The following is a 12,813-nucleotide window of genomic DNA, read 5'->3' as shown; positions in this document are numbered from 1 at the left end:
TTGAGGAATGGAGGAGAGACATGAAGAAGATCATGGTGGCAGTATCGCTCGTGGTCTTGCTCGGCGGCGCGGCGGTTGCGCAGACCGGCGGCACCAAGGGATCCACGTCCGGCGGGGCGGCCTCCGGATCGCTGCCACAGGCGCCGGTGGGCCATCGCCAGCCGCGCGCCGGCGACGTACCGAACGAGAAGAACCTGAGCGACCCGAACGATCCCCTCAGCAAGGAAAATCAGGCGCTCGACAAAAAGATCAAGAGCATCTGCCGCGGCTGCTAGGCGCCGGAGCAGCGGGCAGGGTGCGACAGCCTCACCCCGCCCGCGTTTGCTTTGGCACTACGCTGTACGCTCGTGCAGTCCGGCGCTTTTGGTGTTGCGGCGGATCTCGACCGCGTCAGCGAGCTGCTCGAGTACGGTTGCCGTGGTCGCCCAGTCGATGCATCCGTCCGTGATGCTCTGGCCATAGGTGAGCGGCTTGCCCGGTACCACGTCCTGGCGCCCGGCGACGAGATTGCTCTCGATCATCACCCCCATGATGCGGTTCTCGCCGCCGGAAATCTGCCCGGCGATGTCGGCCGTCACAAGCGGCTGGTTTTCCGGCTTCTTGCTCGAATTGGCGTGGCTCGCATCGACCATCACGAGCGGCGCGACGCTCGCTTTCGCCAGATCGTTGCACGCCTCCGCGACGCTTGCCGCATCGTAGTTCTGCTTGCTGCCGCCGCGCAGGATGATGTGACAATCCTCGTTGCCCGCGGTCGAGGCGATCGCCGAGCGGCCGAGCTTGGTCACCGCCATGAAATGATGCGGATGCGAGGCCGACTTCACCGCGTCCGCCGCGATTCGCACGTTGCCGTCGGTGCCGTTCTTGAAGCCGACCGGGCAGGACAGCCCCGAGGCCAGCTCGCGATGGATCTGGCTCTCGGTCGTGCGGGCGCCGATCGCGGCCCAGGACACGAGGTCGGCGATGTATTGAGGCGTCGTCATGTCGAGGAATTCGGTGCCTGCGGGCAGGCCGAGATTATTGACCGCAGAGAGCACGTTGCGCGCCAGCCGCAGACCCCTGTTGATGTCGAAGCTGCCGTCCAAATCAGGATCGTTGATCAGGCCCTTCCAGCCGACAGTGGTGCGCGGCTTCTCGAAATAGACCCGCATCACGATCTCGATCTGGTCGGCGAGCTCTTCGCGCAAGCTCGCGAGGTGCTCGGCGTATTCGAGCGCGGCCCTGGGATCATGCACCGAGCAGGGGCCGACCACGACAAGAAGCCGGTCGTCCTGGCCATTGAGGATCGCATGGATGGCGTTGCGCGCGGCCATCACCACGCGCGTCGCGGTGAGCGTGCGCGGGACTTCCCGCATCACCTCTTCCGGCGTGCTCAGCTCTTTCAGTTCGCGGATACGAAGATCGTCGGTCGTGCTCAGCACGGCGGGCTCCTGTCATTTTGAGAACCTGCCGGCCAATAAAAAAGCCGCCAGGTCTGGCGGCTGTTCGGACTAGATGCTGCAATTTGTCAGATTGAGCGTGATCCTCCCACCGCCAGCGAGCTGTCGTAGCTAAAATACCAATAAAAGCTGGTGGCGACGGTGATCATGGTCAGTCATATAGCGCGCGATCGGCGGGTTGTCACCCCCCAAGCGAGGTGAGGGCCACGGGGCGCCTCAACTGTTGCTTTTGCGTGCCGCCAAAGCCATGCCGATCAGGGTGGCGCCCCCGAACAGCAGGTTGATGCCGACGAGGATGCCGATCGCCCATTCCGCCGAGCTCGGCAGTCCCGTGATCACCATGAACGAGATCGCGATGTCGACGAGGCCCGCGATCAGGAGCCACGACCAGCGGCCGCCCGACTCGCGCCGGTGCTGCAGCGCGTACATGATGGTGGCGACGCCCTCGGCGAGGAAATAGGCGCCGAGCACGATGGTCAGCGTCAGCACCGCCTGCATCGGCCGCGCCAGCAGCAACATGCCGGCGAGCACGGCGAGCGCGGCGGAGATCAGCGACCACCAGAAGCCCGGCGTGCTGCGTGCCCAAAAGGTCGCGATCAATCCGCCGATGCCGCTGACCAGGAACATCCAGCCAAGGAAGATCGTAATCGCAAGGCTTGCGAGCGGCGGCAGGATCAGTGCGGCAACGCCGAGAACGACAAGCAGGATTCCTTCGAACAGGAAGGCTTTCCAATGTGCCTTGACCGTTCGGCTCATGGCGGATTGCAGCCGGGAAAAATCCTCAGGTGATGTCATCGGCGGGCTCCAGATCGACAGGCGTGCGCTCAATCTAGTACGCGCACACCGCGCTTGCCATCCCGCGGTTCAGCCGCCGCCGTGCGCTGACGAAAAACCTTCCCCGCTGGTGCGGATGCGGTTGCGGCCGAGAACATAGATCGCGGTCGTGACGATCAGAAGTGCGAGGCCTAGCAGGATCGAGACCAGGCCGATCGGAATCAGGGCCAGCGTCAGATTGCGCTCGGGGTTGACGAGCCAGTGATGAATCGAGGTCAGCACGAAGGCGAGCCCGAGAAAGCCGACGCCGCCGCCGGCGAGCAGCAGCGCCCACATCCGGCGCAGTTGGCTCAGCCGCTCGCGCGCGACGTCGGTCCGGGGCGCGTGATGGCGCGCGACGCGCCGCACCAGGCGGATGGCGAAGGCGATCGAGCTGAAGCCGATCAGCAGGCTCGCGCCGCCCAGCCACATCCGCAGCGTCGGATCGAGATCCGGCATGCGCTGCAGGGTCAGCAGCGGGAAGTCGAAGGCCGAATGCAGGGCGAGCGGGCCTGCGAAGATCAGCAGGCGGCTGGAGAGGCGGGCCCAGTCGCGATGATGGCGGTTCGCACCCAGCGCCGTGCCGGCACGCGCGATGGTCAGATAGGCGCCGGCGATGATGCCGAGCGCGCCGTGGAACGGCACGGTCAGCACGCTGCGCAAGGCGGCCAGCGAGCGCCACATCTCGGCGTGCTGGACGAGATAGGCGAGGTTCTCGTAGGCGGCAAAGCCGAGGCCAACCGCGGCACCATAGACCACGGTGTCCATCGGATTGGCGAAGGTCCGCCGCTTGGTCGAGGCGACCAGCACGATGGCGATCACCTTGACGGCTTCCTCCGGCAGCGCGACGCCGAAGATCGAATGCATCGCCAGCGCCGCCCACGGGTTGTCCGGGGCCGCGACCATCTTGGCGAAAGGAGCGCGGGCGAGGCCCAGCAGCGAAATGCTGGCTGCGCCGAGCAGGAACGCGGTCCAGACCTGGGCCGGCGGTCCCGGGCGTTCCTCGGCGGCGATGACAAGCCACAGCATCAGCAGCGCCGGGGCGATGGCGGCCGTTCCGATGACGGTGGGTAACGCTTCAATCAGGTACATCGGCGCCGAAAATAGGTTCCCTTGATCCGCTTATCTACATTCACCAATGCGACCATGTGTCATGCGCCTGCTGTCGGCTCGCTTAACAAGCGTGACAGCCTGCGTTCATCCGCGCCGCCGGTGAGGTCCGGAATACGGAGCCCGATCAATTGCATGGCGGGACATGTTCGTTATCCATGGCAACGATCGCGCGCCAGATATCGCGGCGCGATTGATGAGCCAGATCAACGAAATGCGCAGGTTTCTTCGATTCACGATGCACGTGTCCCCGCGGCAAGTCCAGAGCACGCGGGGCCGGGGCGGGCCGGCCTGGTCACGCTTCGTCGTGCGTTCGCGGGGGTGGCGACGCGATCCGGCGTGCCCGGACCTGCTCAAGCTCCCAGAAGACGCGCACGAGGCACATGCCCAGGCAGAACACGATGAGCAGCAGCAGGAAGGCCTGATCAACGCCGGGGATCTGTATCATGGCATTGATAAAGCAACGCCCATGCCATGCGTTCCCGTTCAGATCGGTGCCCGCGATTGCGGCCTTCAGTGGGTGGTGAACGGGGACGGTGCGTTGGGCGCGATGTCGAAGGCGCCGAGGTGGAATTCTTCGCCGATGGATGCGTCCGGCTCGGAATGTTCCGCCATCAGCGTGAACGCGGCCTGCGGGTATTGCTTCCAGATATCGAGATCGCCGGCGGTGATGGTGAGCCAGCCGAACGTGTACATGTAGCGTCCAGGCTCGGTGACCCGGCCGACCCTGTCCCAGGTGATCTTGTCGAGTCCGATCTTGTCGACTGCCATTCGGTCCCCCGATCGCAAGTCTGCAAATGACGTCCGGCACAAGGGCGGACCCTCAAAAGCTGATCCCGGAATGGGGCCGCGATAGGGCAGCGAGGCGGAGGATCAGGCCGATTGCAGCATGGGCGTACGGACAATCAGCCGGACGAGGTCGTCCCGCGATTGCCTTTCGGCGAATTTGACCGCAAAGCCGTGCTCGAATTTGCGGATCACGCGCCCGACGCAGGCGCCGACCGCAAGCGGCGTTCCCATCGGCGGGTCGTACTCGCTGGATATCGCAACGCCGGCCGTGGAAACGTCGATGATGAAGCAGGCATGGGTGCTGCCGTCGGCAAGCGCCAGGAAAGTATGGGCGACCTGCGGAACGAAGCGCGCGTCATTCCGCAGCTCCAGGACGCTGGCGTCCTTCTGCTTCTTCTCGAGCCAGGTCAGCTTTTCCGACATCCAGGCGCGCCGGGCTCGCGTCATGTCGAGCTCCATCAGGAAACCCGATTTCAGCGTCGCGCTGATGGTGCACTGGAATTCACCAAAATCCTGGAAGTAGGAGGTCACGCGCTCGCCGATCTTGCCGACCACGGGAACGTCGACCATCATGCGGAAGGGCGAGACGCGGCTGGTGCGGCAGGCGAAGGTGCGGAGCTTGCCCTCGCAATCGTACCAGCGCGGCAGCGAGTAGCTGCCGCTTACGGTGACTTGCACTGCACGCTGCCTGAGGAAGTCTGCGACGGACATGGGCGCCAATCGTGTTTCGGAATATTTCCGTAGATCCACGGTAGCGATCAAATTCTAAGCAAATGATACCGGCGCTCGCGAGCAGGGGTAAATTTCTGGTAAATGCGCCGACCGGAGCGCGCGGCATAGCGCCGCGATTATCAGGCCCGCGATCTCACGATCGCGTCATCCTAGCAGTACCAGCATAGCCAGCGCGCAAAGGGCGAGGGCGAACTTGGTCGTCGTGCAGGTCAGGCTGTCGGGGCTGATCTTTAGTCCCCTCCCTCTTCTGCTCGCCATCGTCGAAAACGTTCGCAACGCGCGCGACGCGGCGTGCACTGCCACGGGATCAGGTGCAGCCCCCAAAAGCTCTATGCAAAAAGGAAATCGTGCGACGTGAGTGCGACTTGGCTATGCACAATGACGTCGTTGCCAGGACTGAACGCGATCGTGCTTTCGTGAGTTGTTGGATCGAAAGCAGAGATGCTGAGCTGACTGAGATTTGTGATTCCCAAGGCGCTCACATCAATGTGGTCGGTCCCCGAATTTGATCCTGCCACGCCTTGTGCGCCCTGACCAAAATCCTCGATCCTGTCGTGACCGCTGTTGAAATTGAAACGGAACGTGTCGTCGCCGCCTCGCGCTTTGCCAAGAATGGACTGCGCATCACCCCACATGTCATCGTTTCCAGTACCACTGACTAGCTTGTCATTTCCGCCGCAGGCATAGTCGGACATGGTCTGTGCATCGCCGATCAGGGTATTGTCGAATGTGCCGGCCGGTTGCAGGGTCGCATCGTCACCTGCGATTAACGTGTCATTGCCACCCTGAGCGTTGCCGGACATCGCCAGCGCGTCGCCGTATGCCAAATTTACGCCGCGCGTGCCCGCTGGCGCACCACCCATGAAAGTGTCGCTGCCGCCCTGGGTGTCATCAGACATGGTTCCACTGGCGTCCCCGAAGAAGGTGTTTCGACCTCCGCCGGCCGTGAAGGCATCGTTTCCGCCCGTGGCATGACCAGACATATTGCCCCCGGCGTCACCATAGAAGGTGTTCACGAAATCGGTGGCAATTCCGCTCGTCGTGAACGTGTCATTGCCGCCCCGGCTATAATCCGACATGTCGCCACCGGCGTCGCCGTAGAAAAAACTAAAGGGGTTCAAGCCGCTCACCGTGAAGGTGTCATCGCCGCCCACGGCGCGGCCGGTCATGCTGCCCCCGGCGTCGCCGTAGAAATGGTTGTTGTTCTCAAAGCCGGTCGTCGTGAATGTATCGTTGCCGCCCGCGCAACGGTCCGACATGTTGCCGCCCGCGTCGCCGTAGAAGATCAGGTCGGAATTCGCCACGTTGGCGCTGAATGTGTCATCACCGCCAGCCACGCCGGAGCAAATCGCAATTCCGCTCCTTAGCGCGGCGGAGGCAGAGAGCCGAGACGAGCTTCGCTCCCTCTGGTCTCGCCTGCTGGCGAATGCGGTGGACCCCAGTCGGTCGGAACGGGTTCGGCCGGAATTCATCAAGCTGCTGCAGAGCCTCGAGCCCTTGGATGCCCGCGTTCTGAAGTTCCTGCACACGAAATCGCTGGAGGATCACGTGCTCAGGCTAACTGGCAGGCCGCGGTTGCCAGCGGGCCACGGCCTTATCGGACATCAGCCGCTGCGAATTCGGACCAAGCGTCAACGCGCGACGGATTTACAGTCGGTCTTCCGATAGGCCCGCCTCATTCAAGGGCCATCACGGACCTCAATTAAAGGCCGTATTAATTAAAGGCTGTATTATATTTTGATTAAATTCGCCATATACTTTTAAATCTAGAAGTATACAATTTCTGGGCACTGGGCACTGGGCACTGGGCACTGGGCACTGGGCAAGATCACGCGTCATCGCGCTCTTTATTCACACGGCAAGATCGCCAAGGTGCCTGCATATGCTCCAAAAGAGATCGATCCGACAAAGAGCTTAGTCCGGCCAAGCGGAGGCTGACCGTTCGGAAGATGCGCCTGAGAGCTTTCTCATGCTGCGCCCCGGAGTCTGGCGCAGCACAGGCTGTCAGCGACGGCTCATCCGGCACATTCGCTTCAGCGAAGCCATCCGATTTGCTCGGTTCATTGCGCGAAACCCCTCGTTTCCGCCGGCATGCAGGTTTGCATTTGAAAAATGGGACGTTTAACGGGAGGTGTTCATGGCCAAGCGCATTCCAATTATTCCTGGGAGTCTCATTGACCATCAGGTGGGTACCGATGACGTTTTGATTGGCCTCGCGAACGCAACCAACTTTCTTGTCGGCGATGCGGGTCAGGACATTCGCGATCACGCCACCGGGGGCAACGACACCTTTTCCGGTGGTGTGAACTCCATCAACAACTTCGTTGGGGACGCGGGTCGGGATATGCTCGATCATGCTGTTGGCGGCAACGATCGCTTCACGGATCTCGCCTTCACCGACAGCACCTTCTATGGGGACGCTGGCGGAAACATGTCCGGCTACGCGCGCGGCGGCGATGACACTGGTGAGGCCGCTCCTGCCCTTGGCGCAGTTGCACCGCATATCACTTTCTACGGCGATGCCGGAGGCAACATGTCCGGCCACGCCGAAGGTGGCAACGACAGTTTCGAAGCATTCAGAGGCTCCCCCGCCGTTAAACCGCAGACCACTTTCTACGGCGACGCGGGCGGCAGCATGTCGGACCGAGCCCATCGGTCTCCCTCGCGATCGCATCCAAATTTCGTTTACGGGCGTGTGATAATCGGTCACCCATCAGGAAGTTGTACGCGTCCGCGACGGTCGGGCTGATCGCCCGGGCGCCGTCCCGCACAAGGTCGACCATCATCCCGGTCGTCTTTGCGGTCTCCTCAATCGCCTTTTCGTACGGCATCGGATCGTCGGACATCGGCAGCCTCCCATTGGGGCAAAGCTTAGAGACATTCGCGCGCGCCACAAAGCCCACTAAGGTCCACTCACCGTTTTCGCTTCCTGGACGCCGGAACTTAAGGCCAGCCATTGGGTTCAGCGCTGACAATTCAGGCCGAGCAGCGAGCCACCATATCCGCAGTCGTTCTGCCTCACAGGCAGACGTGCGTGGCCATTCTGGACCAGACTGAACCTTTACTCTGACCGTTCAGACCAATGGATATCCGGGATTTTGCTCATCCCTCTCGGGGCTGGAACGCCGCCGCCTGCGCTTTATTTTAAGCGGGCGGCGTTTTCTTGTGGCGTTCCTCAATCTCGCGGTGTTTCGCCCTGCCAGCAGGCAAGAAAACGGCTCCAGTGGAGGCTGCAGGCTGGAGCCGCCATTGCCGTTGTGGTCTGCGGGCACATCGCGTGCCGACAGCCACGCTATGAACTGCGCAGCTCGATCGGCCCGGACCGCAACGCTGTGCGATCCGAACCGATCGGCGTTGTGCGCGCGGATCTAGCTGCAGCTCAGCGGCAACGGCTGGCCGGGATGCAGCTCGTACCAATCGTAGCAATCCGGATAGGCGCCGTAGAATCCATATCCAGAGCGGTAGCGGTCATAGTGGTGAAACGCGTGCTGGCGAAGGCCGCCGGTTGCGGCATGGCCGTCGAAGCCGAGATGCTCGCCGCCGAACCGAGCACCGCCACCGAATCCGCCCTCATGCCCCATGCCGCCGAAGTGCGCGCCGCCGCCAAAGCCGGCGTGTGCACCGCCGCCGAAGCCGCCGTGGCCGCCGCCGCCATCGCCGCCGCCGTGCGCGTCGGCCGCGCTGACGGCTAGCGTCGAAGCGAGTGCTGCTGTTGCCAGAATCATGATGGCTCGTTTCATGGAAAGCTCCTCTCGTGTTGAGCTGCCCGGCCATCCCTGAGCCCGCTTCCGCGTCATGCCGTGCGCGCGAGGCTGCTGATGACTGGGCGTGTGATGCAAGAGAGGTAGGAGCGATGCACGGGAATCCCACTGAATTCGGCGTCATACATCAGGCACGCTCCGCGCGAAGGTGATCGGGCCGCGCGTGGTGGCGGCGTACGAAGGGAGCGGGCTGAATGGACCAACCCGCTCCCTGTCATTCGATATACGGCGGCCGGCGGCGTCATCCGCACGGACGCGTCGGCGCGATCAGAGGCTGCCCGTGCCGGGCTCGCAAGGCACGTTGTTGCCGGTCCACGGCGCAGTGGCGAAGGCGCCGACGCGCGGCGCCGGAACGCAGGCGCGTTCGCCTGGATAATAGAAGGGCGCGCTCGTTGCGACCGTATCGGCTTCCACGGCGGGCTGCCGCACGACGCCGTGATGCTCGCGCGCCATCACGGGCCCGCCGAGCATGGCTGCTGCAATCAGTCCCATCGACAACAGTTTGGACGTGGTCATTCGCTCTCTCCATTGATGACATCAGGCCGAACCAAGCCGGCTCGCCATCGAGGTACGAATGATCGGGCACGATTCAAACGCACGAATTGCTCACTCGCGTTCAACGGCGTGTGAGCCGATGCGGCGTCGCAACCACGATCGTGCGAATGTACAACATCCGTGGCCCCTGAAACTACAGCGCGTGCGTTAAGGGCATATGTTCGATCCAGCGCAGTTCGCAGCGGAGCCCGCAAGAGGATCACGACATTGGCAACACGTATCGTCCTTGCATTTGCGCTGCTCGTGAGGCGAGCCGTCCGCAACATGAACTGGAATTCAATGGCAGCGCCCGTGCGGCAAGCCTATCTCGCACCACAGCGAGTGGCCGGTATCAGGCGGCGCCAGGGTCGCGGGTTCGGCGTGCGCGGACGCCGAACATGACGCTGCGCGCCGCTGAACCGATGCTTCCTCACCGCGCGCCAAAACGCCGCGCGGAACGTGGAGCGAAGATCATGAGCAGGATTCTCCTGATCGAGGACGATGTCGAAACCGCCGAGGCGATTGTCGCCGAGCTCGCCGATCGCGGCTTCGAGGTGCAGTGGGCCGGCGACGGTGTCGACGGTCTCGACCGTGCCCGCGCGTCGAGCCCGGATGCCATGATCGTCGATCGCATGTTGCCGGGAATCGACGGGCTGACTGTCATCGAGGCGCTGCGCAGGGACCATGTCAGGACGCCCGTCCTGGTTCTGAGCGCGCTCGGCGCTGTGGACGACCGGGTGCGCGGACTGCGCATGGGGGGAGACGATTATCTCACAAAGCCGTTCGCGATCATCGAGCTGGTCGCACGGATCGAGGCGCTTCTGCGCCGTCCGACCGACAGCCGCGAGACCATGCTGCATGTCGGGCCGCTCGAGCTCGATTTGATCGAGCGGACCGCGCAACGCGGCGAACGCAAGCTCGACCTGCTGCCGCGTGAATTCCGCCTGCTCGAATACATGATGCGCCGGAACGATCAGTTGCTGACGCGCGCGATGCTGCTCGAGGAGGTCTGGAATTACAAGTTCGTTCCGGCGACCACGAACCTGATCGACGTGCATATGGGCCGGCTTCGCCACAAGGTCGACGGTCCCGGAGAGATGCAGCTCATCCACAACGTTCGAGGCTCCGGCTTCGTCCTGCGCTCGCGGCAATAGGGACGGACGATGCACCAGATACAGTTGATCCGCTCCAGCACGTTCCTCTGGGCTCTGGCTGTGGCCGCCGCGTTTGCGCTGTTCGTGGCCGGCCTGTTCGCGTTCATCTACTGGAAGCTCGACGATTATCTGGTCGCGCGATCCGATCGCATGATCGCCACGCAAATTCACTTCATCGCAGACCTGCCGCCGGCTCGCCGCATCAGCGCCATCGCGGATCATCTCGCGCAGGATTCCAGGGGCGTGCAGTACGCGGGACTGTTCGATGCCGCCGGCGCCAGGCTTGCCGGCAACATCGACCGCGTGCCGCGTGAGCTGGGGCTGGACGGAGCAGTGCAGGGCGTGCGGTTGGATCTGCTCGAAAAGCCGGCGGTCCATGTTCCGGTCGTCAGGGCGGTCGGTAGGCGTCTCGATGACGGCGATGTCCTCGTGATGGGACGGAACGTGGACGAGACGCGCGAGATATCGAGCGTCGTGGGGGAGGCCCTGGCTCTGGGCCTGCTGCCGGCCTTCAGCCTCTGCCTGCTGGCCGGAGTCTGGCTGAGCGTCCGCGCCCAGAGGCGCGTCGAGGAGGTCAACCAGCGGGTCCAACGGATCGTGGCCGGCGAGCTGCGCGAGCGGCTTCCGGAGGGCGGCACGGACGATTCCTTCGCGCGGTTGGCCAGGATCGTGAACGGCATGCTCGACGAGATGGAGACTATGATCAATGCGCTTGCCGGCGTCGGCAACGACATCGCTCACGATCTCAGAACTCCGCTGACGCGCGTTCGTCTTGCGCTGGAGCGTGGGCGAACGCATGCGGCAACGCTGGAAGAGCTCCAGGAGATTGTCGATAAGGCTATCGCCGGCATCGACCAGTCGCTCGCGATTGTCACCGCCCTGCTGCGCCTGACCGAGATCGAGAACAACCGTCGCACGGCCGGCTTTGGCGACGTCGCGCTCGACGAGATCCTGAGGGAGGTGTGCGACGTCTATGAGCCGATCGCCGAGGACAAGCGCATGGCGCTCGGTGTCGTCATCGAGCGTAATGTGCAGGTGTGGGGCGACCGGGACCTGCTGTTCGAGGCGGTCGCCAATCTCGTGGACAATGCCGTCAAGTTCACGCCATCAGGCGGACGGGTGGAACTCGCTCTGGAGGCGGAGGACGACACGGCGCTCGTGCGCATACGCGACACCGGCCCCGGCATCAGCGAGCAGGAGCGTGAGGCAGTGCTGCGGCGGTTCTATCGCTCCGAGAAGATGCGCAACACGCCGGGCGTCGGGCTCGGACTGAGCCTGGTCGCCGCCATCGTCAAGCTGCATGGCTTTCGGCTGATCATCGGTCCGGCGCCCGGAGGGCGGATCGAGATCCTTGCTCGGACCGGACTGACGGGCAGGGCCGCCACACGCCGGTCGCGGACATTGCTGCACGCAGACGCGGACGAGATGGGATGAGCCAAATGACGCGCGATGCTTTCGAGATCGACCAACCGGCCTGGAGTGTGGGAGTGACAGATGCAGACTAGCCACGAAGTTACGAGCAACAATCCCCCCGCCGCGTCGCTTGCACCGGTGCCGGTGCCATTCCTCACCGCGTATTCCGCGGCGATCAGGCGCTACGAGCTTCTCGAGCCGGGACAGGAGCAGCAGCTTGCACATCGCTGGCAGCAGACGCGGGACAAGAGCGCGGCGGATGCGCTCGTCACCAGCCATCTCAGGCTCGCGGCCAAGCTGGCGCGCGGCTACAAGGGATACAGCCTTCCGCTGGTCGATCTGATCGCAGAGGCGAATCTGGGCCTCGTGATTGCGGCGTCACGCTTCGAGCCCGGCCGCGGCGCGCGATTCTCGACCTATGCGGTCTGGTGGATCAAGGCCGCCATTCACGAGTACATCCTGCGGTCCTGGTCCCTCGTCAAGATCGGGACGACCGCCGCGCAGAAGAAGCTATTCTTCAAACTCCGCAGCGAGATCAGGAAAGCCACTGGCAGCGTGATGACCGGGCTCACACCCGACGTCGCCGAATTGATTGCCGCGAAGCTTGCGGTGACCGCGCGTGACGTGATTGAGATGGACGCGCGGCTGCATGGCGACTTGTCGCTGAATGCGCGCGTCGGCGACGACGACAGTGGAACCGAGCTGGAAGCCTTACTGGTCGACGGGGCGGTCGACGCTGAGACGGTGCTGGCCGATCACGAGCAGACGGAGCATCGTGCCAAAGCCTTGCATATTGCGTTGGGCGGGCTTGCGGCGCGGGAACGTCACGTCTTCGAGGCGCGGCGGCTGAGGGAATGCCCTGTTACGCTCGATCAGCTGGCCCACGAATTGTCCATATCCAGCGAACGGGTTCGGCAGATCGAGATGCGCGCCTTCGCCAAGGTCAAGCGGGCGGTGACGCTCGCTGCGCAGGATGCGCCACGCGGCACCGCATGGAGAGTTTGAATTCGTTTTCATTTGAACGCGGGGCCGACCGTTCTCATCTGTTCGACGATCCGGCGTAACTCGCTC

The 12,813-nt window shown here is 63.4% G+C and carries 14 protein-coding genes; 6 read left to right on the top strand and 8 right to left on the bottom strand.

Going from position 1 to position 12,813, the window contains the following annotated elements; all coding sequences use genetic code 11:
* Nucleotides 1-20 precede the first annotated feature (20 nt).
* On the top strand, nt 21-275 hold the full coding sequence (locus ABIB00_RS04095) for a hypothetical protein (RefSeq protein WP_354103484.1): 255 nt from the start codon (nt 21-23) through the stop codon (nt 273-275).
* Nucleotides 276-332: 57 nt separating this feature from the next.
* On the opposite strand, the gene ABIB00_RS04090 is transcribed toward ABIB00_RS04095, so the two are convergent.
* The 6 genes from ABIB00_RS04090 to ABIB00_RS04065 form a co-directional block, all read right to left on the bottom strand.
* Nucleotides 333-1,418, bottom strand: coding sequence for a 3-deoxy-7-phosphoheptulonate synthase (locus ABIB00_RS04090; protein ID WP_354103483.1), 1,086 nt, complete (start codon nt 1,416-1,418; stop codon nt 333-335).
* 234 nt (nt 1,419-1,652) lie between these two features.
* Nucleotides 1,653-2,231 (bottom strand): HdeD family acid-resistance protein, encoded by a 579-nt coding sequence (locus ABIB00_RS04085; RefSeq protein WP_354103482.1) that lies wholly within the window; start codon nt 2,229-2,231, stop codon nt 1,653-1,655.
* A gap of 69 nt (nt 2,232-2,300) precedes the next feature.
* Entirely contained in the window at nt 2,301-3,341 is a 1,041-nt protein-coding gene (locus ABIB00_RS04080) for a PrsW family glutamic-type intramembrane protease (protein WP_247347027.1), read from the bottom strand.
* Nucleotides 3,342-3,872: 531 nt separating this feature from the next.
* Nucleotides 3,873-4,130, bottom strand: a complete 258-nt coding sequence (locus tag ABIB00_RS04075; RefSeq protein WP_354103481.1) for a hypothetical protein — start codon at nt 4,128-4,130, stop codon at nt 3,873-3,875.
* A gap of 102 nt (nt 4,131-4,232) precedes the next feature.
* On the bottom strand, nt 4,233-4,859 hold the full coding sequence (locus tag ABIB00_RS04070) for a PilZ domain-containing protein (RefSeq protein WP_247445574.1): 627 nt from the start codon (nt 4,857-4,859) through the stop codon (nt 4,233-4,235).
* 350 nt (nt 4,860-5,209) lie between these two features.
* Complete coding sequence (locus ABIB00_RS04065) at nt 5,210-6,217, bottom strand: calcium-binding protein (RefSeq protein WP_354103871.1); 1,008 nt, start codon at nt 6,215-6,217, stop codon at nt 5,210-5,212.
* On the opposite strand from ABIB00_RS04065, the gene ABIB00_RS04060 reads away from it, so the two are divergent.
* Both ABIB00_RS04060 and ABIB00_RS04055 read left to right on the top strand, forming a co-directional pair.
* Nucleotides 6,198-6,548 carry an Abi-alpha family protein gene (locus tag ABIB00_RS04060; protein WP_354103846.1) on the top strand — a complete coding sequence of 117 codons (351 nt, stop codon included), beginning with the start codon at nt 6,198-6,200 and terminating at the stop codon, nt 6,546-6,548. The genes ABIB00_RS04065 and ABIB00_RS04060 overlap by 20 nt on opposite strands.
* 469 nt (nt 6,549-7,017) lie before the next feature.
* On the top strand, nt 7,018-7,629 hold the full coding sequence (locus ABIB00_RS04055) for a hypothetical protein (RefSeq protein ID WP_354103480.1): 612 nt from the start codon (nt 7,018-7,020) through the stop codon (nt 7,627-7,629).
* Between the two features lie 619 nt (nt 7,630-8,248).
* On the opposite strand, the gene ABIB00_RS04050 is transcribed toward ABIB00_RS04055, so the two are convergent.
* The gene (locus tag ABIB00_RS04050) at nt 8,249-8,620 is read right to left on the bottom strand and encodes a hypothetical protein (RefSeq protein ID WP_354103479.1); all 372 of its coding nucleotides are present in this window, start codon (nt 8,618-8,620) and stop codon (nt 8,249-8,251) included.
* A 288-nt stretch (nt 8,621-8,908) separates the two neighbouring features.
* Nucleotides 8,909-9,157, bottom strand: coding sequence for a hypothetical protein (locus ABIB00_RS04045; protein WP_247445578.1), 249 nt, complete (start codon nt 9,155-9,157; stop codon nt 8,909-8,911).
* Between the two features lie 491 nt (nt 9,158-9,648).
* Here ABIB00_RS04045 and ABIB00_RS04040 point away from each other — a divergent pair, with 491 nt between their 5' ends.
* The 3 genes from ABIB00_RS04040 to rpoH are packed head-to-tail and all read left to right on the top strand — an operon-like array spanning nt 9,649 to nt 12,747.
* Nucleotides 9,649-10,329 (top strand): response regulator transcription factor, encoded by a 681-nt coding sequence (locus ABIB00_RS04040; protein ID WP_354103478.1) that lies wholly within the window; start codon nt 9,649-9,651, stop codon nt 10,327-10,329.
* A 9-nt stretch (nt 10,330-10,338) separates the two neighbouring features.
* A complete protein-coding gene (locus tag ABIB00_RS04035; RefSeq protein WP_354103477.1) occupies nt 10,339-11,763 on the top strand; it encodes a sensor histidine kinase in 1,425 nt (474 codons plus the stop codon).
* Between the two features lie 60 nt (nt 11,764-11,823).
* A complete protein-coding gene (rpoH, locus tag ABIB00_RS04030) occupies nt 11,824-12,747 on the top strand; it encodes an RNA polymerase sigma factor RpoH (protein WP_354103476.1) in 924 nt (307 codons plus the stop codon).
* Nucleotides 12,748-12,813: the final 66 nt, after the last annotated feature.

The organism is Bradyrhizobium sp. LB14.3, assembly GCF_040547985.1.
Lineage (GTDB): Bacteria > Pseudomonadota > Alphaproteobacteria > Rhizobiales > Xanthobacteraceae > Bradyrhizobium.
This window is presented reverse-complemented; position numbering and strand designations above follow the sequence as displayed.

Excerpts from the sequence above, each read along its gene's own strand:
- ABIB00_RS04095 (WP_354103484.1), top strand. The coding sequence starts at position 21 with ATGAAGAAGATCATGGTGGCAGTATCGCTCGTGGTCTTGCTCGGCGGC.
- ABIB00_RS04085 (WP_354103482.1), bottom strand. The coding sequence starts at position 2,231 with ATGACATCACCTGAGGATTTTTCCCGGCTGCAATCCGCCATGAGCCGA.
- ABIB00_RS04080 (WP_247347027.1), bottom strand. The coding sequence starts at position 3,341 with ATGTACCTGATTGAAGCGTTACCCACCGTCATCGGAACGGCCGCCATC.
- ABIB00_RS04075 (WP_354103481.1), bottom strand. The coding sequence starts at position 4,130 with ATGGCAGTCGACAAGATCGGACTCGACAAGATCACCTGGGACAGGGTC.
- ABIB00_RS04070 (WP_247445574.1), bottom strand. The coding sequence starts at position 4,859 with ATGTCCGTCGCAGACTTCCTCAGGCAGCGTGCAGTGCAAGTCACCGTA.
- ABIB00_RS04055 (WP_354103480.1), top strand. The coding sequence starts at position 7,018 with ATGGCCAAGCGCATTCCAATTATTCCTGGGAGTCTCATTGACCATCAG.
- ABIB00_RS04050 (WP_354103479.1), bottom strand. The coding sequence starts at position 8,620 with ATGAAACGAGCCATCATGATTCTGGCAACAGCAGCACTCGCTTCGACG.
- ABIB00_RS04045 (WP_247445578.1), bottom strand. The coding sequence starts at position 9,157 with ATGACCACGTCCAAACTGTTGTCGATGGGACTGATTGCAGCAGCCATG.
- ABIB00_RS04040 (WP_354103478.1), top strand. The coding sequence starts at position 9,649 with ATGAGCAGGATTCTCCTGATCGAGGACGATGTCGAAACCGCCGAGGCG.
- ABIB00_RS04035 (WP_354103477.1), top strand. The coding sequence starts at position 10,339 with ATGCACCAGATACAGTTGATCCGCTCCAGCACGTTCCTCTGGGCTCTG.
- rpoH (WP_354103476.1), top strand. The coding sequence starts at position 11,824 with ATGCAGACTAGCCACGAAGTTACGAGCAACAATCCCCCCGCCGCGTCG.